21 protein-coding genes are annotated in these 25,801 nt (G+C 53.3%); 12 read left to right on the top strand and 9 right to left on the bottom strand.

Going from position 1 to position 25,801, the window contains the following annotated elements; all coding sequences use genetic code 11:
- Positions 1-53: 53 nt before the first annotated feature.
- Positions 54-2,165 (bottom strand): Stk1 family PASTA domain-containing Ser/Thr kinase, encoded by a 2,112-nt coding sequence (pknB, locus tag F605_RS0100800; protein WP_022864014.1) that lies wholly within the window; start codon positions 2,163-2,165, stop codon positions 54-56.
- Between the two features lie 84 nt (positions 2,166-2,249).
- Between pknB and F605_RS0100795 the strand changes: the two genes are divergently transcribed.
- Positions 2,250-2,591 (top strand): Rv2175c family DNA-binding protein, encoded by a 342-nt coding sequence (locus F605_RS0100795; RefSeq protein WP_022864013.1) that lies wholly within the window; start codon positions 2,250-2,252, stop codon positions 2,589-2,591.
- Positions 2,592-2,601: 10 nt separating this feature from the next.
- Here F605_RS0100795 and F605_RS09060 read toward each other — a convergent pair whose 3' ends face one another.
- Positions 2,602-3,672 (bottom strand): polyprenyl synthetase family protein, encoded by a 1,071-nt coding sequence (locus F605_RS09060; RefSeq protein ID WP_022864012.1) that lies wholly within the window; start codon positions 3,670-3,672, stop codon positions 2,602-2,604.
- A 136-nt stretch (positions 3,673-3,808) separates the two neighbouring features.
- Here F605_RS09060 and F605_RS0100785 point away from each other — a divergent pair, with 136 nt between their 5' ends.
- Both F605_RS0100785 and F605_RS0100780 read left to right on the top strand, forming a co-directional pair.
- Positions 3,809-5,734 (top strand): RNA polymerase sigma factor, encoded by a 1,926-nt coding sequence (locus F605_RS0100785; protein WP_022864011.1) that lies wholly within the window; start codon positions 3,809-3,811, stop codon positions 5,732-5,734.
- 127 nt (positions 5,735-5,861) lie between these two features.
- Positions 5,862-6,095 carry a DUF7455 domain-containing protein gene (locus tag F605_RS0100780; RefSeq protein WP_022864010.1) on the top strand — a complete coding sequence of 78 codons (234 nt, stop codon included), beginning with the start codon at positions 5,862-5,864 and terminating at the stop codon, positions 6,093-6,095.
- A gap of 66 nt (positions 6,096-6,161) precedes the next feature.
- On the opposite strand, the gene F605_RS0100775 is transcribed toward F605_RS0100780, so the two are convergent.
- From F605_RS0100775 to F605_RS0100765, 3 genes are all read right to left on the bottom strand, one after another.
- Positions 6,162-7,247 (bottom strand): hypothetical protein, encoded by a 1,086-nt coding sequence (locus F605_RS0100775; protein WP_022864009.1) that lies wholly within the window; start codon positions 7,245-7,247, stop codon positions 6,162-6,164.
- 300 nt (positions 7,248-7,547) lie between these two features.
- The gene (locus F605_RS0100770; RefSeq protein WP_022864008.1) at positions 7,548-8,576 is read right to left on the bottom strand and encodes a hypothetical protein; all 1,029 of its coding nucleotides are present in this window, start codon (positions 8,574-8,576) and stop codon (positions 7,548-7,550) included.
- 143 nt (positions 8,577-8,719) lie between these two features.
- The gene (locus F605_RS0100765; protein ID WP_022864007.1) at positions 8,720-10,219 is read right to left on the bottom strand and encodes a PAT1 family protein; all 1,500 of its coding nucleotides are present in this window, start codon (positions 10,217-10,219) and stop codon (positions 8,720-8,722) included.
- 212 nt (positions 10,220-10,431) lie between these two features.
- On the opposite strand from F605_RS0100765, the gene F605_RS0100760 reads away from it, so the two are divergent.
- Genes F605_RS0100760 through F605_RS0100750 form a run of 3 tightly spaced genes read left to right on the top strand, consistent with a single transcriptional unit; the run spans position 10,432 to position 14,691 of the window.
- Positions 10,432-12,558, top strand: a complete 2,127-nt coding sequence (locus F605_RS0100760; protein ID WP_022864006.1) for a DNA gyrase/topoisomerase IV subunit B — start codon at positions 10,432-10,434, stop codon at positions 12,556-12,558.
- Between the two features lie 40 nt (positions 12,559-12,598).
- Positions 12,599-13,687: a GNAT family N-acetyltransferase gene (locus F605_RS10800; RefSeq protein ID WP_022864005.1), complete on the top strand. Its 1,089-nt coding sequence runs from the start codon at positions 12,599-12,601 to the stop codon at positions 13,685-13,687.
- Positions 13,687-14,691: a GNAT family N-acetyltransferase gene (locus F605_RS0100750; RefSeq protein WP_022864004.1), complete on the top strand. Its 1,005-nt coding sequence runs from the start codon at positions 13,687-13,689 to the stop codon at positions 14,689-14,691. Before F605_RS10800 ends, F605_RS0100750 begins: the two co-directional genes overlap by 1 nt.
- A 40-nt stretch (positions 14,692-14,731) precedes the next feature.
- On the opposite strand, the gene F605_RS0100745 is transcribed toward F605_RS0100750, so the two are convergent.
- A complete protein-coding gene (locus tag F605_RS0100745) occupies positions 14,732-17,101 on the bottom strand; it encodes a DNA gyrase/topoisomerase IV subunit A (protein ID WP_081639123.1) in 2,370 nt (789 codons plus the stop codon).
- Between the two features lie 277 nt (positions 17,102-17,378).
- Here F605_RS0100745 and F605_RS0100740 point away from each other — a divergent pair, with 277 nt between their 5' ends.
- Positions 17,379-18,548, top strand: a complete 1,170-nt coding sequence (locus F605_RS0100740) for an alkaline phosphatase family protein (protein WP_022864002.1) — start codon at positions 17,379-17,381, stop codon at positions 18,546-18,548.
- A gap of 37 nt (positions 18,549-18,585) precedes the next feature.
- Here the strand turns inward: F605_RS0100740 and sepH are convergent, their stop codons facing one another.
- Entirely contained in the window at positions 18,586-19,887 is a 1,302-nt protein-coding gene (gene sepH, locus F605_RS10795; protein WP_022864001.1) for a septation protein SepH, read from the bottom strand.
- Positions 19,888-20,055: 168 nt separating this feature from the next.
- Between sepH and F605_RS0100730 the strand changes: the two genes are divergently transcribed.
- The 4 genes from F605_RS0100730 to F605_RS09045 all read left to right on the top strand — a co-directional run bounded on the left by F605_RS0100730 (position 20,056) and on the right by F605_RS09045 (position 22,170).
- On the top strand, positions 20,056-20,358 hold the full coding sequence (locus tag F605_RS0100730) for a DUF4193 domain-containing protein (protein WP_022864000.1): 303 nt from the start codon (positions 20,056-20,058) through the stop codon (positions 20,356-20,358).
- Positions 20,359-20,367: 9 nt separating this feature from the next.
- The gene (locus F605_RS0100725; RefSeq protein ID WP_081639080.1) at positions 20,368-21,099 is read left to right on the top strand and encodes a DUF3710 domain-containing protein; all 732 of its coding nucleotides are present in this window, start codon (positions 20,368-20,370) and stop codon (positions 21,097-21,099) included.
- Positions 21,099-21,434, top strand: a complete 336-nt coding sequence (locus tag F605_RS0100720; RefSeq protein ID WP_022863998.1) for an OB-fold nucleic acid binding domain-containing protein — start codon at positions 21,099-21,101, stop codon at positions 21,432-21,434. The genes F605_RS0100725 and F605_RS0100720 overlap by 1 nt, the downstream gene beginning before the upstream one ends.
- A gap of 136 nt (positions 21,435-21,570) precedes the next feature.
- Positions 21,571-22,170 (top strand): DUF3159 domain-containing protein, encoded by a 600-nt coding sequence (locus F605_RS09045; protein ID WP_022863997.1) that lies wholly within the window; start codon positions 21,571-21,573, stop codon positions 22,168-22,170.
- Here the strand turns inward: F605_RS09045 and F605_RS0100710 are convergent.
- Both F605_RS0100710 and F605_RS0100705 read right to left on the bottom strand, forming a co-directional pair.
- Positions 22,167-22,868, bottom strand: coding sequence for a potassium channel family protein (locus tag F605_RS0100710; RefSeq protein ID WP_022863996.1), 702 nt, complete (start codon positions 22,866-22,868; stop codon positions 22,167-22,169). The two genes, F605_RS09045 and F605_RS0100710, sit on opposite strands and share 4 nt — an antisense overlap.
- Before the next feature lies 1 nt (position 22,869).
- Positions 22,870-23,577 (bottom strand): potassium channel family protein, encoded by a 708-nt coding sequence (locus F605_RS0100705; protein ID WP_244865146.1) that lies wholly within the window; start codon positions 23,575-23,577, stop codon positions 22,870-22,872.
- Positions 23,578-23,624: 47 nt separating this feature from the next.
- Here F605_RS0100705 and F605_RS09040 point away from each other — a divergent pair, with 47 nt between their 5' ends.
- On the top strand, positions 23,625-25,793 hold the full coding sequence (locus F605_RS09040; RefSeq protein ID WP_022863994.1) for an APC family permease: 2,169 nt from the start codon (positions 23,625-23,627) through the stop codon (positions 25,791-25,793).
- Positions 25,794-25,801: the final 8 nt, after the last annotated feature.

Genomic DNA, 25,801 nt, shown 5'->3' with positions numbered 1-25,801 from the left:
CAGGCCGCCCCAACGATCTTTGAGCAGCTAGGTCGCCTTCGAGAAAAACCGGCTTAAACGTAGGTTAAAGTGACCGTGGATCCGCTCTTTAACTTGGTGCCCCCAGCCGGGGATTGGGAATAAACTCGGTTGGGAGAGATCCCCAGCAGTTGTTTTTGCACCTGTACCTGGAAGCCGAGATCGGTTAATTTCTTTTTTGCCTGTCCCATGGACAGTGCAGTCACGTTAGGTACCTCCACCATTTCTGGCCCTTGGGAAACCCGGACTTTTATCTGATCGTGATGGTAAACCGTAGTTCCCGCTGCCGGTTCTTGTCCGATGATTTGTCCGCGCGGAACCGAATCCGAAAACTCGGTAGTTTTAGCCATCTCCAATTTGAGATCACTTAAGGTTTTCGCGACTTCTTCTTCGCTCTTGCCCGCAAAATCCGGGAGCGTGATCGGCTCTTTACCTTTTGAAACCGTTACCTTCACTCCGCGGTGGTGACGTAAGGTGGTGCCCGCTTCTGGATCGGTAGCGATAATTTTCCCTTTTCCTATCTCATCGGAATATTCTTCATTGCTGCCAGCGAGCTTCAGCTTTGCCGCTTTGAGCAGCTTCCCCGCTTCAGCGCCCTCCTTACCCTGAAGATCCGGCACTTTCACATATTCAATACCTCGAGAAATATATAACTCTACCTGTGATTTCTTTTTAGCTTTTTCTCCGGCCTTAGGATTAGTGCGCGTAGCTTTACCGGCAGCGACAGTGTCGGAATATTCCCGTTTAGTCTCCACCTTAAACTGGGCTTTTATCAGCATTTCCCGCGCTTGCGCCACAGTCTTGCCTTCCACATTAGGTACTGGAACGCGCCCTCCCGGTCCCAAAGTGAAATACCAGCCTGCTAGAGCTGCCGCAATCACTAAAATCCCAGTGATAATTGCTGCTATCCAGCGTTTTTTCTTTCCCTGCTCGGTAGGAGGCTCCGAGGGGGCATGGGGATTCGCGCTTTCGACCACGGTTAGCGATTTTTCCGGGTGAGAGGGAGTCGAGGCAGAAGGATTATCGGCAGGCAAGTTAGGGTTATGAGGACGAATCGGAGCCGCAGGAACCTGCGGAGAGGCCACTGGCAAGACAGGTAGCCGGGCAGTGCCCCCTTTGCCTAGCGGGGTACGTTCAGTTTCTTTTTCTGAAGTCCCACTCGCCGGGCGCTGCGCGCGACGCTGAAGCAGCTCGGGGCTAAGGCAATCTATAACTGCCTTAACTAGCTGTAGAGCAGCTCCGGCATCTACCGGACGATCCTGGGCATTGCGCGCGGTAAGCGCCGCTACCAGATCATCGACTTCGCTAGGAATCCACGGAACCTTGCCTGAAAGCGGGGGAACATCCTCGCTCACGTGTTGCCAGGCAGTACGAATCGCGGTATCCCCTTGGAAAGGTGGCAGTCCACTGATCAGTTCATAGGCCATGATTCCCACGGAATACACGTCGCAGCGGGCATCTGAAGTAGTCTCGGAAATAAGTTCTGGCGCCAGATAGGTAACCGTTCCCATCACCGATCCGGTAGTGGTGCCGGTAGCTTGGTTAACCGCGTGGGCAAGTCCAAAATCGGCCACTTTTACCTGTCCGGAAGGAGTAAGCAGAATATTTTCCGGTTTAATATCGCGATGAATAATCTGCATTTCATGGGCAGCCTGCAGAGCCTGTAATACCTGTTCGGTAATATCGAGGGCGCGCCCTAAAGGTAAAGTGCCCTCTTGACAAAGGAGCTGTCGCAAATTGGGGCCGTTAATAAACTCCATCACTAGGTAGGGGCGGCGCCGCCAAGATCCCTGATCAAAAATCTGCACAATTGCCGGATGCATCAGGCGAGCCGCCGACCGAGCCTCCGACTCAAACCGTTCCACTAGGGAGACGGTATTCGCCAAGTGCGGGTGCATCATTTTTAGCGCTACATCTCGCCCTAAGCGTTCATCATGAGCCCGGTAAACGCTGGCCATCCCGCCGGTATCAATAATCTTCACTATCCGGTAACGCCCATCGATCAGGCGTTTTATCATATGGTCTTCGTCAGTGGCGCTGTGGCCGATTTCCGGAATCTGACTAGTAGCATCGCCCTCTGCACGCGAGATAGACGAATCCTGTGGGGTCTCGCTAGCGTGGCTGCTGGCTTCCGGATCGTTTCTCATAAGGCAATCCTAGCGGGAGGCGGCGGTATTGGCGGGAGGCGGCGCGGATAGGAGTCGGCTTGCCCTCTCGGATAGGGTTAGACCATGGATATGATCAGTTTCGCGCAAGTTGCCGAGCGCCTGGGGGTAAAAGTTACTCGTGCGCACCGGCTCCTCAATGAGCACCGTTTGTTAGCCCTCCCGGATGAGCAAGGGAAACTACAGGTAGTAGCCGAATCGCTTCTGGAAACCCCCGAGGGCTGGACTCTCGTAGAACGCCTGCCAGGAACGATGCTCACCTTGTTAGATGGCGGTTTTACTGTTCAAGAGGCAACCGAGTGGGTGCTAGCTGCCCAGCCCCTATTGGATGGACAGCGGCCTATTGACCTATTGCGAGCCGGCAGCCACAGCAAAGTGAATGCGGTAGCTGCTATGCAGGCAATTTAGGCTCGCAGCTTTAGGATTCCCGTTCCACTAGGGCGCGTCCTAAACGCAGCAGAGCCTCGCGACCCGCATTATCAAACTCGCCACTAGCTACTAGAGCGTCACCTTTAGCGGCATATTCGGTGATGAGCTGGCGGTGCTGGTCTCTGACGCCTTGGCTATGCAGGGCGGAAGTGACTGCCAAGATTTGTTCTTTAGAGGCGGCGCGGTTACCGAGAACCTGATGTAAATTCGCGCGCGCGTCCTCGTTAAGTAGCTGTTCAGCTAGGGACCACAGTACCGTCTTTTTCCCTTCGGTTAGATCGCCACCCGCAGGTTTACCGGTTTGGCTGGGATCGCCAAAAACGCCGAGTTCATCGTCGCAAAGCTGAAAAGCAATTCCCCAATATTCCCCGATCGTGAAGAGGGTTTTTAGCTGCTCGGGGCTAGCTCCGGCCAGGCGGGCTCCGAGAGTGAGCGGGTGCGCCACCGAGTAGCGTCCGGATTTGTGACGAATAACCGTTAAAATCTGTTCGCGCGCATGGGCGGGGTCAAGCTCATCAGTTTCGAGACGTAGATCCAGGTACTGTCCGGCGGCAACCTCGCGGGTCATTTCCGTCCAGTTAGCGAAGAATGCGTCCGGGTCTTTGGCGGTGGCGGCGACCTCGAAAGCACACTGGTCGGCCACTGAGAGCAGCAGATCTCCTAAGAGGATTGCCGCTAGCCGCCCATATTCTTGGTGATCGCCGCGGCGTTGCTCCGCTAAATGCCTTTTCGCGAAACTGATATGGGATGCGTCTTTACCGCGGCGCAGGGGAGAGTTATCAATAATGTCGTCATGAACGAGGGCGCTGGCTTGGTATATCTCCAGGGCTACTCCCAGGTCGAGTACGGGTTTTGCCGGGGTATCATTGCTGGCAGTTATCGCTTTCCAGCCGGTGTAGGCCAGGCGTGCCCGGGTACGTTTTCCACCTTTAAGAGCTGCCAGACCTACTTCAAATAGTTCTGCTATTCCCGTTAGCTCTTGCCAGCGGGATACCCCGGCTTGCCACGCCAGCGGTAATAGCTGATTGATTTGAGTGGAAAACTCTGGGGCACTGGGCATCGCTGGTTACTCTCTTTCCTTATCGGTTCTCCTCTAGCCGCGAAAAATCCTCTAGATTTGTGCTAGAAAGTGTGGTATTGAATTATAATTATTGAGCATTCTCTGTGAAATCGTTTAGAAATCAGGAAAGGTCGCTGTGACTCCTCAACCTGCTCAATCTGAATCTAGCGCGAAAACTCCCTCGAAAGCTACTACCGCTAGAAAATCTGCTCCTAAGAAGACCGCTAAAAGCACTGCCAAGAAAACTGCTACCACGAAGAAGACTGCGGTAGCCAGCAAGACCGCGTCGGCTAAGAAGGCGACTACCAGTAAGGCTAGTGACGCTAAGAAGACGACAGGGGCAAAAAAGACCACTTCCACCAAAGCGCCAGCCAAGAAGGCTACCGCTAGTAAAACCAGTACTGCGGCAAAGAAAACTACTGCTGCCAAAAAGGCGGAGCCCGCAAAGACCGCGTCCACTAAGACTGCCACCAAGAAGACTGCGGGCAGTAAAGCTAGTGCCGGGAAGAAAACTACTAAGAAAACTACCGCTGCCAGCAAAACCAGTGCTGCTAAGCAGACGACTGCGACTAAGAAGACTGGGGCGGCGAAGTCTGCTGCGAAAAAGAGCGCAGCTAACAAGACAGCCGAATCCGCGGCAACAGCTAAGAAGACCACCACGGCAGCGAAGAAAGCCGCAGCTAAGAAGACTAGTGCGAAGAAAACTACCGCTAAGAAAACCGCAGCGGCAAAGAAGACAGCCCCGAAGAAAACCACTGCGCGCGCTAAAAAAGCTGAGTTCGAGGAGCTAGAAGAAGACCAAGAGCTGCTAGAAAATGCCGCCGAGGTTGACGAGGTTGACGAAGACGCGGTCGAGCCGGGTGATGAAGATTTAAACGATGAAGAAGAAATCGACCTCGAATCGGAACTTGATGATGACGACGAGGACGATGAAGATGACGAAAAACACGGTGAGGATCGCGAACCCGAAGAAGATGACGATGAAGAAGGGGACGAGGAAGAATCTGCTCCCGCCAATGCCATCGAAGGCTTAAATAAGGCGATTGCCCAGGCAAAGGCCAATGCCAAAGGGAAGAAAAAAGGCAATTCCTTCACCGTTTCTGATTCTGATGAAACTGATGAACCGGCGCAACGAGTCACGGTCGCGGGGGCGACTGCAGATCCGGTAAAGGACTACTTAAAACAGATCGGCAAGGTCGCGCTGCTAAACGCCGCGGAAGAAGTTGATTTGGCGCGGCGGATTGAGGCGGGTCTGTATGCCCAGCATCAGTTAGAAACCGAATCGGAAAATCTGACTTCTAAGATGCGCCGGGACTTGCATTCCTTGGCGATTGATGGCCAGCACGCTAAAAATCACCTGCTAGAAGCAAACTTGCGGCTAGTAGTGTCGCTGGCGAAACGCTACACCGGCCGGGGAATGTTGTTCTTGGATCTGATTCAAGAAGGCAACCTAGGTTTGATTCGCGCAGTTGAAAAATTCGATTACACCAAGGGATATAAGTTCTCTACCTATGCCACCTGGTGGATTCGCCAAGCGATCACCCGCGCGATGGCCGATCAGGCGCGCACTATCCGCATCCCCGTCCACATGGTAGAGGTAATCAACAAGTTGGCGCGGGTACAGCGGCAGATGCTGCAGGATTTGGGTCGCGAACCTACTCCCGAAGAACTCGCTAAAGAGCTAGATATGACGCCTGAAAAAGTGGTGGAAGTCCAAAAGTACGGGCGGGAACCGATTTCTTTGCACACGCCTTTGGGTGAGGACGGCGACAGCGAATTCGGGGATCTGATTGAGGACTCGGAGGCAGTTGTGCCTGCCGATGCAGTCAGCTTCACCCTGTTGCAAGAACAGTTGCGCCGCGTCCTCGACACCTTGTCGGAGCGCGAAGCCGGGGTAGTGTCGATGCGTTTTGGTCTTGGTGATGGTCAGGCTAAGACTTTGGATGAGATCGGCAAAGTTTACGGGGTGACTCGTGAACGTATTCGCCAGATCGAATCCAAAACTATGTCGAAGTTGCGTCACCCCTCCCGCAGCCAGGTGCTACGCGACTACCTGGATTAGGGTCGCCGCCACACTTTGAACTTTCCGCCGTCCTTGCCAAATGCAAGGACGGCGGTTTAGTTTTGCCAGACGCGAAAGCTGGAGCGCTGGGCGTGACTTCCTTAAGTCAGCAGTAGAAAATGAAGACATGAGTGAGCAAACCTATGTTTTTGATGCGACTGATCGTTGCGATACCTGCGGAGCGCAGGCGTGGGTTCTTGCCCGCCTGGAGGCCGGCAATCTGTTTTTCTGCGCCCATCATGCCCATGCTCTAGTGCCGGCTTTGCGTGCTAGCGGCGCCGAAATCGTGGATAACACTTCGCAGCTGCATTTAGAGGAGGCCGAAAACGCTCCTCTGACTTCGCTTTCTCGCGCCCGCTAGGGTGCGGGTTGCTGGAGTAGTTTTAGCTCCTAGATAGCGTTAGTCTCTAAGATTCAACTTTTCTGATTACTGCTTCTGTCCCGGCTGCTCTGCTGGGGTAGCTTGATTCCGATCCTCTGGATTTCCCTGTTGGCCTGCTGCTGGTTGTGGGGGAGTGGCGGGAGTTGGGAACCCTGGAGTAGGGGTACCATAGCCTTGATTTGATGCTGGATAATACCCGCCATTTGGGTTTTGGGGATTAGCTGGCGGGTAAGGATACGGGTAGGAGGCTGCTCCCGGCGTACCCGGGGCTCCTAATGGCGGATATCCTGGCGTTGAAGTCTGGCCGGGGGATCCGGGATTAGTAGGCGGAGCTGGGAAGTAGCCGTATCCGGGCGGGTAGCCACCTTGAGCTGGTGCGCTTGAAATCGGGGACTGCGCGCCACCTGGCATACCAGGAGCCCCTGGTGCCGCAGGATATCCCGGTACCGGTGACTGGACGGGGTATGCTGAGTTTCCGGGCATAAAAGGAGGCGGCGGATAGGTTCTAGATCCTGCCGGGTATGCAGGGAGGTTTTGCTGCTTTTTCTTGCGCTTGCTTCTCACTATCAGCAGTACAATCACTGCCACAATAATCAGCGCCGCCGGAATCGTGATCCCTAAAATCAACCCCAAATTGGAACCAGAATTCGTAACAGGAGTACCCCGCGTAGCTTTAATAATAACTATGTGATTCTGGTGTATTTGAGTCTCTGTAAGAGGATTTTCTAATGTCCAAGTATTCCCGGAGACCTTGCCTACATCAGGGGTGACGTTCTTTATTTCACCAGGGAGCTTAAATCTCATTGTGCCAATATCGTCACCTGCCACACCTTCTGGCATCCTTAATCCTCGAGAATCTACAAATGCGGATATTTGGTCATCGACAATAAATGTATTATCGATTAAATCCATAAACCCTAGAGATTCGGCAGTGATTTTTCCGCTGTACGCAATGAAAAAATAGTTGTCCTCCACGGAACAGTCACCAATCTCTATAGGTGTCACTTTCAACTGGTCTTTCTTGACTAAGTCACCTACTTCCTTTGAGCTTTCTGTCGTTAGTTTCTTACATATTTCGGTGGAATTTTCCGTATTGAATCTACGGGCAAGTTCCTCTTTAGTGCCCTCCATATGAGACAACCTAAAACTTAAATCAGGAGTAATAGATAAATCAATAATGTATTTATCGGCAGCATGCGCTGGAGAACATGATGCGAATAGGGAAAATATTATTAACCATGTAGCGAGAAAGAAGCTAACGAAGAGTTTATGTAATGTTGTGGTATGAATTATGTTTTTCATAAAAGTTCTCCCACTTTAGTTTTCACATTTCCGAAATTTTTTAAAACTTGCGCTAAACAATAATGCGCAGTATTCCCTCCGAGTGCGCGTAAGGGAGGTGTCGATTAGTGTAGCCATAAGTAACCGAAATTATGCTCGGTGTGCTTTTTCATCTGTATATGCGATAATCGTGGACTTGCAGGATGTAGCAGATGGAGGAGAGGGCTTATTTACCGGCAGTGACACTCCGGACGGTATCGCTGTGGATGGTTCGGGGGTAGGTGTGCGTGCTGAAGAATGCGGATGTGAGTTGGTGGGGTAGGGTGCCTCCGGTGAATAGGTGATGTGAGCGGAACCTGTAAGGTCTGGGTGGGAGCGAGGTATAGCATATGGGGATACGAACCCATTAGCCCCCTGACCATGCATATCCGTATTAGTTTGTTTTCGAGCTTTTTTACCTCTGATCACTAATATCACGATTGTAAAAGTGATAATCAGTGCTAGGGGGATACCTATGCCTAGAAGTATTCCCCAGTGAGAGCCATGACGTGAAGCGGTAATATGAATGTTTTTTACTCGTGAATGTTTTAGAGGTTTATCTAGAGTCCAGGTATTTCCGGATACTTTTCCCAGGTTAGGTTTTACGCTTTTAATATCGCCCGGAAAACGAATTCTCATTACCCCCATATCATCAGCTTTTGCATCTATCGGTAGTCCTAAGTGAAAGGTATCTACTACCTGTAATACTTCTCCATCTATAATCGCTGAGGGGCCGGTAGTACTATACAGTAGTGGCAGGGTGTCGACGGTGATCTTTCCGCTATATTCGAGTAAAAAATATTTTCCTTCAGGAGTGCACTTGTCCACTTTTACGGGCCAAGACTGTGCTTTGAGGGTATTCTGCATATCATTCAATCCGTCGGAAAGTCTTGATCTTAGCTTTTTGCATATTTTTTCGGGGTTGTTCGTTTCGTATTCTTCAGTAAGTCGGCTTATGGTTCCCTCCCTATAAGAAACTTTGAAGCGAAGATCTTCAGAAATAGATAAATCGTGGGCATATTTATCGGCTGCCTGGGCGGGGGAGGCGGATAGAACCACCGAGGAAGCGACCAGCAGTGCAGCCAGCACGCCGCCAAGTAAAAGATGCGGAAGTCTTTGGGCAAGTATTGCACGTTTCATGTGGATTCCTTTATTCGCTCAGCAGCAGATTGTGTGAGCTGCATATATTTCTGATTATATTTCCTTGCTTGGATTAAGGACCCCAGAGGGTAAAGACATTTATTTATCCCATGAGGCACTCGTGTTTTCTCCATCGGGTGCTCTTATCGATGGGAGCCCGGTTCGTTCCCGTTTTCTTCCTCTATACCAGGCGCAGACTGCTCTGGATGCCAAGGGGTACCGGATTGGCCAGCTGGTCGCGGTTGCGGGGGAGCTGCAGGTGAAGGGAATATCGCGGAGGGGACGCCATAGCCTTGGTTTGGCATCGGATAATACCCGCCACCTGGGGCTTGAGGATTAGCCGGCGGATAAGGGTAAGGATACGGGTAGGGGTAGTAGCCGCTGGGCATGGGCGCTCCCGGCTGTGCTTGCGGGGGAACATTTGGTGGGTAGGGCGCTGCTCCCGGGATGCCGGTAGTCCCCGTCGTAGCAGGATAACCCGGCATTGGAGGCTGGGCAGGGTATCTGGGCACAGGGGGTGGAGCTGGGAAGTAACCGTACTGGGGTGGGTATCCATTTTGAGGGGAAACTACGGGGGCAGGAGGCTGAGCAGCGCCAGTTACAGGAGGCTGCTCTAGAAACATTCCGGCAGGGCCAGGAGCAGACGGCTGATTCTCGGGCAATCCCTCAGCTTGAGCCTGGGGCGGATGCTCGCTCGGCACTTCCGCTGCTTCGTTCCTAGGGCGATGCTCAGTCGTCATTCCCAGTGTGCCGGGGTCAGCTGCTCCAGCTTCTGGCATATTGGGTGAGGTGCTTGACGCATCTTGAGCCTTGGGCATATTGGCCGTTGGTTGGAGCCTATCGAAATTCTGAAGGGGATCAGGGCTTCCGGGCGCGGGCCTTTGATGGCGATATTCGCCGTTTTCTGAACTAGGAGGTGCCGGGGGATGGATGCTGGAATCGGGTTTAGACCTGCCGGAGTTTTGCGGCATCTTCTTGCGGCGTCTTGTTACTACCACCACCTTGACTGCTGCAATAGCTATCAGTAGTAACGTAGTGATGATGATGAGATGCACCGGCCTTACACCAGAGAAAAAGGAGGGTTTATTACGTTCAGCGGTAATAGTTACTGTCCTATCTATTTCGCTGGCCCTGTCCACATACCACCTCGCGAGCTTGAAGTGACCGATATCGGGATCCACGCTTTTTATTTCGCCGGGGAATGCAATCAAGATTGCACTGCTGTAGCTACTGTCCGAATCAGCTATTTCACCTAATGCGGGAGGGACAGTGAGTGTAATTTCATCATCAGTTATCTTCCAGCCGACACTGTTATTGTCACCATCTTTGAGTCTTCCCGTGAAATTCAGATCTATAATTTTCCCGCGACGCTCACATTTTTCTACCTTGAAATTTTCCAGATCTGTGAAGTCTTCCGGAAGAAAACTATTCGATGATTTTAGCAACTCACAAGTTAAAGTACCTTCAAGTAAGTTTGCAGATTCTTCAGGTAGTGGAATTCTCATATATGCGTTAACTGTTAAGTCATCGTCTATATACATGGAAAGCAGTTCGTCATAAAGAGCATTTGCGGGTGCGACCGGTATTAGTAGCGCGAATGCAGCTAGTAGCGTACCGAGTAGCATTTTTGCTAGGTGTTTCATGGCGATTCCTTCTTCCCTGACTAGCTAAAGTCAGTTACTGAGGCATTTTTCTCTGCTTTTATTAACTCATATCTTCATTCCGTCGGAGGTAAAACCAACCCCCTAAAAATATGGAAACTCCTCCTCAAAAACTCTGCGGGAAGTGCCTCACAATCACTCGCGGTCGGAAAGCCGCTAGCGACCCTAAAAGTGGCACCCCTTAAACTAGGAGGGTGACACTCAAGACGAAATCGGATTACACCGCCCGGCATCTGTCGGTATTAGAAGGACTGGACGCAGTTCGCAAGCGTCCCGGTATGTATATCGGATCCACCGATCATCGCGGGCTGATGCACTGCCTGTGGGAGATTATCGACAACTCAGTCGATGAAGCCCTCGAAGGCTACTGTGACCAGATCGAGGTCATTATCGGCGATGATCATTCGGTTTCAGTAGCAGATAATGGCCGCGGTATCCCCGTCGATGAAGTCCCCGGGGTGGGACTATCTGGGGTGGAGGTTGTCTACACCAAGCTACACGCGGGTGGAAAGTTCGGTACCGGCTCTTATGGCGCCGCTGGCGGCTTGCACGGGGTGGGCGCCTCGGTAGTTAACGCCCTCTCGGCTCGCCTAGATGTGCAGGTAGATCGGGGCGGGAAAACCTATCAAATGTCTTTCCTGCGGGGGGAACCCGGAGAGTTCGACGACACCGAATCCCGCACCCCTACCTCGCCGTTTAAGCCCTTCACTAAGGAATCCAAACTGAAGGTAGTGGGGAAAGCTGCTAAGAAAAAGACCGGGACCCGGGTGCGTTTTTGGGCAGATTTCCAGATTTTTCCCAAAACTGCGTCCACTGGATTTTCTTGGGAACACCTGCTAGAACGCGCGCGTCAAACCGCTTTCCTAGTTCCGGGACTAACTATTATTTGCCGCGATGAACGCCCGGAAGAACCCCTAGAAGAATCTTTTAAAGCCGAGGGCGGAACCGAAGACTTCGTGGACTTCCTCGCCCCCGATCAGGCAATCGTAGATACCTGGTGTATCCGCGACCAGCGCACCTACAGTGAAACTGTGCAACAGCTAGACCAGAAGACTGGGCATTTGCGCCCGGTCGAAGTCGAACGCACCTGCGATATTGATATTGCCCTGCGTTGGGGTAATGGCTATGACACTGTAGAGCGCTCCTTCGTAAATATCGTGGCCACTCCCATGGGCGGCACTCACATTATGGGGTTCGAAAACGCCCTGGTACGGGTGCTGCGCAGCCAGATCGATAAAAATAAGAAATCGAAGCGCCTGAAACTGACCCAAAAAGAAGCCAAGATCCGAATTGAAAAAGAGGACGTGATGGCGGGGCTGACCGCGGTGGTGACCGTGCGGTTGCCCGAACCCCAGTTCGAGGGGCAAACCAAGGAAGTATTAGGCACTCCCCAGGTGCGTCAGGCGGTGTCCAGCGCAGTTAGCTCCTGGCTGGAGAAGAAGTTCTCTTCCACTAAACGCGATGACAAACAGCAAGTATTTGCCCTGATGGAAAAGGTAGTGGGGGAGATGCGGGCGCGAGTGAGCGCGCGGCATCAAAAAGAGATTTCCCGGCGTAAAAATGCGTTGGAAACCTCCTCGCTACCGGCCAAACTCGCGGATTGCCGCTCCAATAAAGTTGAGGACTGCGAACTATTTATCGTGGAGGGCGACTCGGCACTAGGTACCGCCAAGCAGGCACGCTCCGCGGATTTTCAGGCGCTACTGCCGATTCGCGGAAAAATCCTCAACACCCAAAAAGCTTCTACCTCCGATATGCTGTCTAACGCCGAATGCGCAGCGATTATTCAAGTAATCGGGGCCGGTTCCGGGCGCAGCTTCGATCTGGACTCGGCCAGATATGGCAAAGTGATTATGATGACCGACGCCGATGTGGATGGCGCGCATATTCGCACCCTGCTGCTCACCCTATTCTTCCGCTATATGCGTCCCCTGATTGCTGCCGGGCGAGTCTATGCGGCAGTGCCCCCGCTACATCGGATCGAAATCCCCGCTCAAGGGCGGAAAAAGAAAGAAATTATTTATACCTATTCCGAGGACGAACTACATCAGCGTCTGCGCGCCCTCGCCAAGAGTGGACGCAAATATAAAGAGCCTATCCAACGCTATAAAGGTCTGGGCGAGATGGATGCCTCCCAACTGGCAGAAACCACCATGCAGCGCGGCAAACGCACCCTGCGGCAAATCACTTTTGCCGATGAAGCCGCACTGCAACAAGCCGAAAATATTTTCGAGCTACTTATGGGATCCACAGTAGCGCCGCGGCGGGAGTTTATCGTGGCCGGTGCTGATGAGTTAGCGGCAGAACAGATTGATGCGTAACAGTTTCGGTTTGTCGCTGGACCCCCGTTAAGATAAAAACATGTCAACTTTGCGCGAAAGGCTAGGGAGCCTGCCAGCTGCCCCGGTACCCCCGGCACACCTGGGATTATATTGGCGACCCTCGCGCGAAACTGACTCTTGGAAAATCCGGGAACTGATCCACCTAACCGAACAGCACTCCCATCCCGCGCGCCCTACTTCCGAGGGCGAGATTACCCGCTTAACCCAGGCGCTTAGCCACCCGGAATTGCAAGACTGTCTGATCGGTCTAGATTCCCGCGGCAACCTGGCGGCTTTCGGGTCAGTCACCCTGCAGCCAGATGAAAAAACCTATGCCCGTGCCGACCTGTTCGCGGTCACTGCTGAGCATTGGCGAGGACGTGGAATCGGCAGAGCTTTACTGGCCTGGCAAGATGTGCGGGCTCGGGAACTGATGCTGGATTACTATGGCGAAGACTATGAACGCCCCGCCCAAATCCGAAACGTGGTCGATGAACGCGCCGGAGATCGCCGCATGCTCTATGCAGCTGCCGGGTTCTCGGCGCAACGCACGATTAAAGTTTTTTCTCACCATCTCGCTCCTGCCACCCTGGCTGAGCTGCCCGGAAAGTTCCCTATTAAAGACGTGCGGATAGTATCTGCCCGGCGCCTCTCGCCGGATCAATGGGAAGAAATAAAAGCCCTACATGTTGCAAATTCTGCCCGGCTATATGCTGCCAAAGGAGATGCTTCCCGCTGGTGGGGGCGGGTAGTAGCGAACCTGGCGCCCGATCTTTCTTTCGTAGCTATCTCTATGAGCTCCGGGCGGGTGCTGGCGTATTGCCTGGTGGTTTACCGCAATCTTTGCCAAAGCAGCTGCCTTGAATCCGAGGGGGCATCGAACCAAATAATTCCGGCAGTAGCCGTCGATATTTTTGGCGATGACCGGCGAAATGCCGATAGTCACGGCTCCGATTATGCGGTGCTGAAACACGTGCTTTCCCAAGTACTTATAGCGTGCGCGGATTCCGGCTATAAACAAGTCTTCGCCGAGGATAACTATCCAAAACTAGGTGATCTGTCCCGGGTATGTACCGCCTGTGATTTTCAGCTGGCCGGGGCACGCATGATCTATACGGTGGAGCTGTAATGGAAGTACTCGCATGGTCATTGCCGGCAGGCAGCGGAAACTTTTCCTGGCGCAAGCTCGGTCCCGATAACGTGGCGGAAATGGGGAGCCTGATCCACCGGATCGAAGAGTTCGACAATCCGCCCTTTCGAACCGCAATTTCTGAAGTAGAAGAGTTTTTTGCCGCGCCCTCCAGTTGGCGCACGATCGGTGCCTTTGGCTCAGAAAACAACCTGGTTGCCTATGCGCAGGTGCGTCCGCGGTTACTGTTAAACGAAGTGGTTTGTGAGGGCGGGGTAGATCCGCGCTACCGCGGCCAAGGACTGGGACGCGCCTCCATATCCTGGCAAAGAGATCAGGCGCGAGCCTTGTTAGACCATTCCCGTCCCGGGCGGGCGCTATTTTATGTGGAAGATATTGCCCCAGAACTTTCACAATTACTGGTAGATGCCGGTTATACGCAAACCGATTCCTTCGTGGATGTCTCTCGGGATCTGTCCCACTCAATCGAAGTGCCTGCGCTTTCCTATCCGTTCCAGATTGTCACCTGGGATAAAGAACTTGATGACCTGTTACGGCAAGCTGTCAACCGGATCTTGGAAAAGCGGAAAGCCGGGGCGGGATACACTTCCGAGGATTGGACTACCCGCCGCGGAGCATTCACCCCGGAATGTTCTTTCGTGGCGCTAGATAAAACCACTGATCGTTCCGAGATTGCTGGCTTCGTACTGTCTTCGATCTATCGGCAAGATTGGACCGCGGTAGGGAATCGACAAGGCTATATCGATTTATTAGGGCTCCTTCCGGGGTGGGAAAACGAAGCGATTCTAAAATCGTTAATCGCGGTGGTGCTGACGGCCTTTAAAAAACAAGGATTTGCCACCGTGGGAGCGTTACTGCCCGAGACTGCTGACCCCGCCACCCGGCATCTGTTTTTAGAGGCAGGGTTTAAAGTTATCGGTACCTCCACCCAATACGCGATCGAAACTCCGGCCTCGAAAGAGGACGCTAACTCCAGTAGCTAGTTTTTAAGTATCACCCGGTGCTCGAAAAGGCACCTCAGTATTACCCTAAGAAGTAGATTTGCCGCTTTAATCCGCTCCCGGATGCATCCCGTTTATCAGTTTGCTCCGGTAAAGAAAGAGGGGAGCCGTCTTTGCTGAGGGCGCGCGGGGGAGTGGCAGTAATCGCGGCCAATGCCAAGCGGCTTTCACCCTTTAGGAAACGTTGACAACGCACTCCCTGTCCGGCGCGTCCTTTCTGGGGATACTGCAACAGGGGAGTGACTTTGGCGCTGGTTTGTCCGCTGCCTGGTTCGGAAGTTGCAATCCCCGCTACCGTTACCACCAGGGAAGATTCTAAGGCGTCGACGCTAACCAAAGCGGCGGCGATTACTTGGTCGCCCTCAGAAAGTTTCATCCCGGAAATACCTTGGCCAGTGCGTCCTTGAGGACGTACTTTATCTGCCGGGGTACGCAGCAGTTGCGCCGCCGCAGAAATCAGTACAAAGGCACCCTCATCGCTGCCACTGCCCGCGGCCACCACCTGATCACCGGAGTCCAGCGTGATTATGGAATAAGAGTCCTGGGTAGCCAACACCTGGGGACGGATCCGTTTAATCACCCCGCCAGCCGTGGCTGCCCACCAGGTAGGACCGTCCTCATCTAGGGGAACTAGCCCCACTACTTCCTCGCCGTCCTCTAAATTCAGTAGCCGCGAAATCGGAGGGGTACCGCGCAGAGAGGGCGCCGCTGCCGAACGCACCAAAGCTGGTACTTCCAGGGCAGCTAGTTTATATAAAGTCCCCTGGGAAGTAACCGCTCCCACCTGGCTGCGGGCGGTGGTAAGGGCAGTAGAAATAATGGTATCCCAAGGCTCGCGCCCCTGGTCAGTAGATAAAGCTTCATGCCCGGGGAAACGTGCCACTAGGCCGCTTGCCCCTAAGACTACGGTTGCCGGCTCATCCGGGATCTCCAAGGGGGTATCTTGATCGGCCGTTAACTGGGCAGCGCCCTCTTCTTCCAGCAGTACCGTCCGCCGAGGATCGGAGCGTTTTTGAGCTACTTCCCGCAGCTCGCTCGCCACCAGCTCTTGGCGTTTTTCTCGCGAGGCAATCAGGGCTTCCAATTCGGCGATTTCTGCGGTCAAACGGTCGCGCTCGGCCTCTAACTCCAGACGAGAAAACTTTGTTAACCGGCGTAGTTGCAGGGACAGGATGTGTTCAGCTTGTACTTCATCTAAGTCAAAAGCCTCTATTAGGCGAGATTTTGCCTGGGCGGAGTCCTCGGAGGCACGAATAATCTGTATAACATCATCGATATCGAGGACTGCGATCAGCAGGCCGCGTACCAAATGCAGCCTTTCTTGCCGTTTACGCAGGCGATACTGGCTGCGGCGCATCACGATTTCCATCCGGTGATCTAAGAACACCTGCAGCATTTCTTTTAGACCTAAGGTGCGCGGCTGCCCATCTACCAGCGCTACCGCGTTAATCCCGAAAGAATCTTCCATGGGAGTGTGTTTAAACAGGGAAGCGCGCACTGCCTCTGGGTTAAAACCGGATTTTACTTCGATAACTAGGCGGAGATCATGTTCGCGGTCAGTTAAGTTAGTGACCGCGGAAATCCCCTTTAACCGGCCTTTTTGTACCCCGTCCTTGATTTTTTCAATCACTTTTTCCGGGCCCACCATATAGGGCAGCTCGGTGACCACAATCCCCATCTTCCGGGCGCTAACTCGCTCAATCGAGGTCTTAGCACGGGTGCGGAAGATTCCCCTCCCGGTTTCGTAGGCTTGGCGGATACCATCCAGTCCCACAATAATGCCCCCGCCTGGCAGATCCGGGCCGGGAATAAAACGCATTAAATCTTCGGTGGTGGCCTCCGGGTTTTCTAGCAGATGAATCGCGCCGGCCACGGTTTCTCCCAGGTTGTGGGGAGCTATATAGGTGGCCATTCCCACGGCAATTCCGTTCGCGCCGTTAACCAATAGATTTGGAAACGCCGCTGGCAGCACTGCTGGCTGCAGGAACTGATTATCGTAGTTGGGTACAAAATCTACGACGTCCTCATCGAGATTGGACACCATATCTTGGGCGGTTGGAGCCATCCGCACTTCCGTATAGCGCGCCGCGGCCGGACCATCATCTAGAGAACCGAAGTTTCCATGTCCATCTACCAGCGGCATCCGCAGGTTAAAGTCTTGCGCCAGGCGCACAATCGCGTCATAAATAGCGCTGTCCCCGTGAGGGTGGAGCTTACCCATAACTTCGCCCACCACGCGAGAGCTTTTCACATGCCCCTTATTAGGCCAGAGCCCCATTTCGCTCATCATATAGACGATGCGCCGCTGTACCGGTTTTAAACCATCCCGGGCATCGGGCAGGGCGCGTGCATAAATCACCGAATAGGCGTATTCCAGGAAGGAAGTGCGCATTTCCTCGGAAACATCAATATGAGTAATTTTTTCCGCTACCGGTTCGGGGGAGGAAGGGGTCGCTTTTTTCCGTGGCGGGCGGGTAGCCACAGCTTTCGAGGGCGAGCTTACCCGTTTTTCTTTCAGGTCTGGCTGGTCGAGGGCATCCGCTGCAGGCAGGGCTGCAGAAAACAGATCAGGCTGACGGGGTTCATTCGACTTTTCGCTCACCCTAATATCAAAACAAAAAACGGGGCACTAGTCAGATTCGGCTCGCGGATATGAGAAGATAAGAGGTATGGGTCACCGTGAGAAAACCACTACTGGAATGCGAATATGGGATATTTTACCCACGCTGTTCGGGGCGCTTAGCTGGCGGGAAGAAACCAAGTTTTCGGCGGAGTTACGGCCACTAATCGGGGAAAATAAGCGCCGGCTATGCCTAGTAGTCATTGATGGCATGGGGCAGCAGCTACTCTTGTCGCGGCGCGGGCATCTCCCCTTTATGCGCCCGTATCTCACGCAGGCCTCAGACACGCTAGGGCAAGCGCTGCGAACCTGCGTCCCGTCTACTACGGTAGCTGCTCTCACCAGCCTTCATACCGGTCTTTCACCTGCCCAAACCGGGATGCTGGGGTATCAGTGTTGGGATCCGGTTGCGAGACGCGTCCTCAACCTTATAACTTTTGAAGGCTATGGGCGCTCGGCTCAATCCTGGTGCGACCAGCCGACCCATTTTACTTATGCCCGTAATGCCTCTCTGGAATCTGTAGCGTTAGTCCCGCCTGACTTTGTGGGATCTAAGCTTAGTGAAATCACTTTGCGTGACGCGAACTTAAAAGTTTCTACGAAGCTTTCCGAGCGTTGCGCCCAGGCAGCTACTGCCTGCAAACAGGGGGCTGACTACGTATATCTTTACTGGTCACAACTTGATCATTGGGGACATAATCTGGGATGGTCGCATCCCCGGTGGTTGCAAGAACTAGAGACGATTGACCGGGCTCTTTCCGAATTGCGTGCGCAGTTACCAGATGACGTGCTGATGGCGATAACCGCAGATCACGGCATGGTGAATGTTAATGATGCTTCCACCGTTGATATAGCAGAATCAGCGCTCGCCTCCCAGGTGGCAGCGATCTCCGGGGAGCCGCGCGCCCTCCATATTCACCTTAAGGAAAAATGTTTAGGTGAGGATCCCGCCGGTAATCGCACCCGGAAGGCTCCTAAGGCGCAGGTTCTCGCACAGTGGCAAAAACTACTTGCCGGGCGTGGCCAGATAATAGCTGATTACCGCCAGGCGTACGGTGATATTAGTGAACCTGATCGTATCGGGGACTTCACCATTTTTGCGAAGGAAAACTATCAATTTGTAGATTCTCGTTTCCATAGTCGGGGAGTTCTACAAATGGTGGGAGTACACGGATCATTAACCCCGGCAGAGATGGAAATCCCCCTAATCCTGGTATAGCCAGCAGGACGCTATCCCGGTACCGGCTTACTGGCTTTTACCGCGGCTTGGTGCCAAAGACGATATCGTCCCAGCTGGGAATAGATTTACGGTGAGAACGCCGATGTTTTCCTCTGCTTTTGGCGGTATTTTCCCCGGAGGCAAGGATAGTTTTATCGTTTTCCTCCACATTTTCCATCCCCGGAAGAACCAGAGCTTCCTGTCCGGGATCAGCGCTGGGGGGAGGGGGCGCCGGGCGAGAAGGTGCCTCGGCTTCATTCTTTCCTAAATCTGCGGGAGCGCGTCTCGTTAAATCCAGATTAAGAGCCTCAGCTTCGGAAAGATTACCTACAAAAGTAGGTTCGCTGCTATCCCATACCTCGTTGGAGCCGCGGTTATCTGGTGGTAGTTGCGCGGCTGGCTCCGCCTGCGGGATCGTCGATTTTTCTCCCAGTGCAGACTTCCCGGGGGGACTAAAATCGCTTGGCGGCGGCGCGGAGGGAGGCGTAGCCGGGTTTTCTTCCGCGGCTGGTGATCCTGGGCGCTTGCCGGAAAGGGAAACTATTTCTGCCGGGGTACTGTTCTCCGTATCGGTCGGTTCCTCCTCTAAATCGGAGGACGCCTCTAGGTCGACTTCTTCGGGCAGGTCGAGCTGCGGGGAGGTATCACGTTTTCCGCGCGCCGCCGCCAGTGCTTCTAAGAGTGCTTCCGTGCCGGTATCAGGTTTTTGCGGGGCGGTAGCCTCCGGGGAGGACATGGGGAAAAATTCTTCGAAACTTGATACTTTAGAAGCCGGTTGGGAAGCCTCGGTTAACCAGGTAGCTTCCTGGTCAAGAGCACTAACGGTGGAAGAGCCGGGCTCCATATGCCAACGGGCAGTTAAATCGCGGGCATCTTGAGTGAAAGTCAAAATGATTTCCCACGGTCCTTTACCACCGCGAACCGCATCCCAACGCAGAGAAGCTGCAGAAACCCCCCGTGCCGCGAGACGATCTACGACTAGCTCGCCCAAGCGAGGAGAATCTGATTCTCCTCCTATCTGACAAGATTGCGCCAGATTCGCAATATGGCGACGCTCCGCCAAAATCGGAGTAGCGTAACGTTGCACTTTTGCCAGGGGAAGTTCAAATTTATCTGCGATTTCGTTGGTGGTACTGCCGGCGCGAATCAGGGATTGGATTTTACGCGGGGGAACGGTTTTCTTCGGACTTTGTGGCACCGCCTCCAGGTTAGGGCGCTCCGGACGTAGCGTGTCGCGTAGTTCCTGGGTAATGGCCAAAGCATAGCGGGTGCCGTCCTCATCATTGAGAATCAGCTGATTACCATCTGGGTGCAATCCCAACAGCTCTAGGTCTTTCATGTTCCTCCGTTCCCTTGCTTAGAGATTGCCACGTTCAGGGGCATTTTTTGCCTATTAGGCGCGGTGTGTCTGTCGTATCTAGCATTTTAGGGCTTGAAGTGTTAATATCCCCGCGTCTATTGTTTATTTAACTGTAGACTCAAGCACCACTTTAAGAAGGGACGAACCGTGGCAACAGATTATGACGCCCCCCGCAAAAATGAAGAAGAAGTCGAGCAGGACTCCCTGGAAGAACTGAAGGCTCGCCGCGCGGAGGCCAGTGGTTCTTCCGAAGTCGATGAAGACGAAAACGCAGCTGCAGAAGATTTTGAACTTCCTGGCGCTGATCTATCTGGTGAAGAACTTTCTGTGCAGGTCATTCCGGCGCAAGATGACGAGTTCACCTGCTCGGTTTGCTTCCTAGTTCAGCACCGTTCCCGCCTGGCGGGAGCGGTTGATGGCAAACCGGTTTGCCTCGACTGCGCTGAATAAACTGGCGTTATGAGATTATTTCCTTCTCGACGTAAACGCATAGCTCCAGAAGAATCTTTGCCGCTAGCTGCAGACATGGATACCCCCGGCCAGCCGGGGGAAGCCGCTAATTCTGCAGAGTACGCCGCGGGGGAGCTTGCCCCAGCTCCCGGTGAGGGCGAGGTGGTCAGTAATGCGCAAATCTCTAAGCAGCAAGGCCCTTACAACGAGGGCGAGTCACCGGCAGGCAGCGAATTTTTGGATCTGGGAGTTTTGCGGATCCCCATGATCGCGGGATTACAAATCCTTCCAGTTCAAGACGGCAGTGGCAATATCCTGGCACTAGAAGTGGTGTCGGGAACTGCGCAGATGCAGTTAGCTGCCTTCGCGATGCAACGTTCCGGGGGGCTATGGGATGAAATTCGCCAGGAGCTTGCTGACCAGCTTAAAGCTGAGGAATACCAGATTTTCCCGCTTCCCGGTCCCTTCGGAGAAGCAGTGCTGGCGCGTCCTATCCCGGAAGGTAAATCTGCTATAGAGGGCGCAATGCCCCTACTCTTGTGGGGGATTGAGGGCGATCGCTGGCTGCTGCGCGTGATTTTAAGAGGACAGGCAGCCGAGGAAGAAAGCGCTCGTGAAGGCCTGCTAGCAGTCTTACACGGTATGGAGGTAGTGCGCGGGAATGAAGCCTACGTACCGGGAGAAACGTTACCAATCGAGTTGTCTGCAGATCTAATTGAGCAGTTAGGGATGGGTGAGTAGTGGCTTCCCCCGATAAGACTCCCGCAGCTCCAGAAGGGGCACAATCGTATATCGCTTCCCAAGTACGCGAGGTAACTGAGCGACAAAAAGCCTCCCTATTTGGGGTTTTACGTTCGGTTACTTTTCCAGCCCCTACCGGAGCCGGTTCTTTTACCGCCACTTTATTTGACGGTACCGGCTCAATAGATGTGGTGTGGTTAGGGCGGAAAAGTGTTCCCGGCATCAAAGCTGGAATTCGTCTAGCGGTGCAAGGAACGGTTATTGCTCGCTCCAACGGGTTTTGTGTTATCAACCCTACTTTTCAGATTGAGCCGGTTCGCGGTAATGAACAGTAGTTTAGAATCAAGTGATAGCCGCGGTGAGCAGCCAGAATCCCCGTACCTTTCTGCGGAGGTTGATAGGCGGAGAGAATCCCCACTGACGGGACAATTCGGCGCTCTAGGGTCTCAGTTAGAATCGCAGCAGTTTTCTATGCGGGAAGCCATCGGCGGGCCTTTAGGAGCCTTAGAAGCTACCTTGCCCACCATTTTGATAGTGGCGATCTATCCTTTTACCCATTCGCTGCGACTGCCAGTGATCTTGGCGCTGACAGCGACGGTTTTTTTCGGGGCGATTCGGATGCTGCGCCATCAAAGCTTACGCCAGGTGATAGCCGGACTTGCCGGCACCCTAATCAGCGTATTTTGGGCCTGGCGTAGCGGTCAGGTGGAAAATTTTTTTGCCTTTGGATTTTGGATAAACGGGATTTACTCAGCGGTGTTGCTGGTAACTATTCTGGCTCGCCGACCGGCTATCGGCTGGCTGGTAGCCGGGGCGATCGGTAAACTAGACAATTGGCGCCAGGGCGATGCCCGCAAATTTTATGAACTTTCCCGGCTCTGTACTTGGTTGTGGATAGGGCTTTTTACCTTGCGGTTAGCGGTGGAGCTACCCCTGTATTATGCGAACCTCTTGGTATCTCTGGGAGCGGCCCGGCTGATCCTGGGGTTGCCCGCATTTGCCCTGGTAGGCTATTTTAACTGGGCGTTACTGCGCGGCGAAACCGCACGGTTGCGCGGCAATGACCACTAATCTTCTTGCGCCGGATCAGCTACTTCTTCAGGCGGAGGCGCAAACAGAGCAGTTATCTGCTCTAAATCGTCTTCGGCTGTAGAACTAAATAGCATCAGCAGTTCATCTAGGCCTTGCAGCAAAGTATCCGGGCGGGGAGCGAGGGGGCGCGAATCACGCAGAACTGCTGCCAATACTACCGAAGGGGGCAGGTCGAGGGCGGAGAGGGGCTGCCCGGTTAAATCAGAATCTTTGGGTACGGTTAGGGAATACATATTGGTGTCAGAAGTGTGGAAGCGGAACAGATGCACCGGAATTCCCACAGACACTACTTCTTCCACTAGAGCAGTCATCACTCGCGGGGTAGAGACCGCCACGTCTACTCCCCAAGCATCATCGAAGAGCCACTCGTTCTTGGGATTATTTACCCGCGCCACGGTCTTTGGCACCCCGAACTCGGTTCTTGCCAATAGGCAGACCACCAGATTCACTTTGTCGTTTCCAGTAGCGCAAACTACTACGTCGGCCTCGCCAATCTCGGCTTTAGAAAGCGTATCGAGGGAGCAGGCGTCCCCTAATACCCAGTCTGCCTGGGGAATCGAGGCTACTTCCATGCGGGAAGGATGATTATCGATCAAGGTAACTTCATAACCATTAGTGACCAGTTCGCGGGCAATAGAGCGTCCTACCGAGCCGGCTCCAGCAATCACAATCCGCATATTATTCCTCCTGCGCTGGGGGCCGTTTGAAAGCCCTCTCTATCTGCTCTGCTCGCCTCGATGGCACCGTACAAATCAGTTCGTCACCTTCTTGGATTACCAGGGTAGACAGGTTGAAATAGGGTTCACCATCGCGTCCAATATAGGCCACTTTGATATCCAGAAGTTTTTGGGTTTGCTGTAAAGAAACCCCCACCCAGTCTTCGCAGGGGAAAATGCGCAGCATTTTCACCTGATAGACCGAATCTGAATACGCCAGCTGGGTATCATCCGGTAGCATTAGGCGCAGCATTTCCGAAGCGGTCCACGAAACGGGAGAGGTAGTGTTAATCCCCAGCTTGCGGTAGATTTCCGCGCGGCGAATATCGTAAATCCGGGCGACCACCCGGTCAATCCCGAAGGTTTCTCGCGCGATCCGAGCCGCCAAAATGTTGGTGTTGTCCCCGTTAGAAATGGCGGCGAAAGCATAAGCTTCCTCGATATTGGCGCGCTCTAGCACTTCTCGATCGAACCCAATCCCGGATACTTTTTGTCCCGAAAAATCGGTGGGAAGTTTACGGAAAGCATCGGGGTTGGAATCGATGATAGCAACCGAATGTCCCTGTTCGTCCAAGGTCTGAGCGACTCTGGCTCCTACTCGACCCGAGCCTAAAACTACGAAGTGCATGCAAGTAGCGTAAACCTTTTCTGGGCTATTTTCAGCTTTCAAACCAGCAGAAACTATTAGTTTTGGCTAGATAGTGGGATGATCGGGATGTGAAAGACGACAAAGAACGCTGGGAAAGCCCAGCCCTGCGTAAGCCGCAGCTGATGCGGGAAGGGCTATCAAAACGTTATGCCCTCCCAGTTTTTGCTTCGAATGCGCTGTCTTCAGTTTCTTATGCTCCGGATCAAATCCTCTTGACCCTAGGGGTAGGAGGAATCGTGGCCTCTGGTATTTCCCTGTGGGTAGGGGTAGCGGTTTTCGCGGTCATGGCAGTGGTGATTATTTCCTACCGCCAAGTAGTATTGGCCTACCCGCGCGGAGGTGGAGACTACGAGGTGACGCGGCAAAACCTGGGACAATCTGCCGCTCTGGTCACGGTCAGTGCGTTGTTAGTTGATTATTCTTTGACGATCGCGGTTTCTACATCTGTATGTGCCAGCTACGTAGGTGCGCTCTTTCCGGCGCTCAATACTCATCAAGTTTTAGTTTCCGTAGCGGTAATTGCAGTTTTGACCCTGTTGAATCTGTCAGGGATGCGTGAGTCCGGAAGGCTATTTGCCATCCCCGCCTATCTATTTATGGCATCCATTGCGCTATTAGCTATCTGTGGGCTTTTGCAAGAAGCCTGGGGCTCATTAGGGCTCGCGGAGACGGCGCAGATGGAGATCTTAAAGGCCACTCCTTACCAAGCAGGGCTTACCGGCATGGGAGGATTGCTGCTGTTTCTGCGGGCATTTTCAGGAGGCTGCATCGCCTTGAGTGGGGTAGAAGGGATCAGCAATGGGGTGCCTGCTTTTAGGAAACCACGCCCTAAAAACGCGCGGATCACCCTGGCGGTCTTTGCGCTGATCAGCGCGGCAATGATGTTTTCCATGCTGCATCTGGCGAAAGTGACGGGAGTGAAAGTTCCTGCGTTTGACTCCCAATTGCTTAGCGTAAATGGGCCACTTGCTGCCATGGAAGTCCCCCCGGTGATAGCGCAACTGGCGGCTACTATCTTTTCCGGCTATCCCTTAATGGCCACCCTGGTCATTGTGATTACCGCGGTGATCTTGATCTTTGCGGCTCACAGTGCCTTTAATTGGTTTTCGCAACTTACCCAAGTTCTTTCCCGCGATGGATTTTTGCCACCCCAAATTTTTCGACGGGCAGACCGAAGTTCTCTCTCCCCAGTTATCTGCGTCCCGGCTTTGGTTGCCGCAGTTTTGATCACGGTTACCGACGCGCAATCACCCAAACTAATCGAGATGTACATTATCGGGGTTTTTATCTCTTTGACTCTTTCGCAACTGGGGATGCTCAGGCACTGGAACACGAAACTGCGTTCGCGGACTTTTCAAAAGAACCGGAAAATATTGCGACGCCGTTGGATGGTAAATGCGATCGGTTTCATCTGTACCGCCACCGTGCTGATGATGGTAACTATCTCGCGGTTTACTCATGGTGCCTGGGTGGCTCTAGCCATGATGGCAATCGTGTTTGTACTCTTGTGGAGGATAAGAAACTACTATCAGCGCTCTAGCCGGGAAACCGAAGTGGCTGATTTTGCTACTGCTCGTTCCTTGCCTTCCCGGGTGCAAAGCCTGGTGCTGGTTTCTAACCTAGACAAACCCACTATGCGAGCCATCTCGTATGCGCGTGCCTGTCACCCTTCCTCACTATCTTTAGTTCACGTCGAGATTGAACCCGATGATTTTGCCCGCCTTAAAGAAAGCTGGATGCAAAGCGGGGTAGAAGTGCCACTGACGGTGCTAGCTTCACCTTTCCGCGATATTACCGGTCCGCTGCTGCAACACGTGCGCTCTTTGCGTAACCGCTCTCCCCGCGACCTGGTGGTTATCTATATTCCCTGCTACCAGGTGAAATATCCCTGGCAAAAGTTTTTACATAACCGTTCTGTGGATCGTATCCGCCACCAGCTGCGGGATTTGCCGGGGGTATTAGTAGTGATGGTGCCGTGGAACTTCTCCCGAACCCGCAAGCAAGCGGATCAGCAAGATGGGGTAACCGCGTTGCTTCCTCCGGAAGAATACCGCCAGTCTTCCCCGGTGTATGGAAGGAGAGCTCAAGATATTACCCGGGGGGCATTTGTGGGCGATAATGATCATCTTCCCTGGATTAATGGTGTTCACGGTGGCTGGGGGATAGAACAGTCGTCCTCGGGTCGTAAATCGTCTGCTCCTGAGGATGTTCAGCCGGACTTTTCCGCTGATTTTTAGGTATCGAG

Origin of the sequence: Varibaculum cambriense DSM 15806, from assembly GCF_000420065.1 — a bacterium.
Taxonomy (GTDB): Bacteria; Actinomycetota; Actinomycetes; order Actinomycetales; family Actinomycetaceae; genus Varibaculum; species Varibaculum cambriense.
The sequence above is the reverse complement of the archived record's forward strand: the minus strand, read 5'-3'. Positions and strand labels throughout refer to the sequence as shown.

Coding starts and splice junctions, on each gene's coding strand:
- F605_RS0100795 (WP_022864013.1), top strand. CDS start 2,250: ATGGATATGATCAGTTTCGCGCAAGTTGCCGAGCGCCTGGGGGTAAAA.
- F605_RS09045 (WP_022863997.1), top strand. CDS start 21,571: ATGCGGGAAGCCATCGGCGGGCCTTTAGGAGCCTTAGAAGCTACCTTG.
- sepH (WP_022864001.1), bottom strand. CDS start 19,887: ATGAAAGACCTAGAGCTGTTGGGATTGCACCCAGATGGTAATCAGCTG.
- F605_RS10800 (WP_022864005.1), top strand. CDS start 12,599: ATGTCAACTTTGCGCGAAAGGCTAGGGAGCCTGCCAGCTGCCCCGGTA.
- F605_RS09060 (WP_022864012.1), bottom strand. CDS start 3,672: ATGCCCAGTGCCCCAGAGTTTTCCACTCAAATCAATCAGCTATTACCG.
- pknB (WP_022864014.1), bottom strand. CDS start 2,165: ATGAGAAACGATCCGGAAGCCAGCAGCCACGCTAGCGAGACCCCACAG.
- F605_RS0100765 (WP_022864007.1), bottom strand. CDS start 10,219: ATGAAACACCTAGCAAAAATGCTACTCGGTACGCTACTAGCTGCATTC.
- F605_RS0100745 (WP_081639123.1), bottom strand. CDS start 17,101: ATGCGCACTTCCTTCCTGGAATACGCCTATTCGGTGATTTATGCACGC.
- F605_RS0100780 (WP_022864010.1), top strand. CDS start 5,862: ATGAGTGAGCAAACCTATGTTTTTGATGCGACTGATCGTTGCGATACC.
- F605_RS0100710 (WP_022863996.1), bottom strand. CDS start 22,868: ATGCGGATTGTGATTGCTGGAGCCGGCTCGGTAGGACGCTCTATTGCC.
- F605_RS0100750 (WP_022864004.1), top strand. CDS start 13,687: ATGGAAGTACTCGCATGGTCATTGCCGGCAGGCAGCGGAAACTTTTCC.
- F605_RS0100725 (WP_081639080.1), top strand. CDS start 20,368: ATGAGATTATTTCCTTCTCGACGTAAACGCATAGCTCCAGAAGAATCT.
- F605_RS0100740 (WP_022864002.1), top strand. CDS start 17,379: ATGGGTCACCGTGAGAAAACCACTACTGGAATGCGAATATGGGATATT.
- F605_RS0100770 (WP_022864008.1), bottom strand. CDS start 8,576: ATGAAACGTGCAATACTTGCCCAAAGACTTCCGCATCTTTTACTTGGC.
- F605_RS0100775 (WP_022864009.1), bottom strand. CDS start 7,247: ATGGAGGGCACTAAAGAGGAACTTGCCCGTAGATTCAATACGGAAAAT.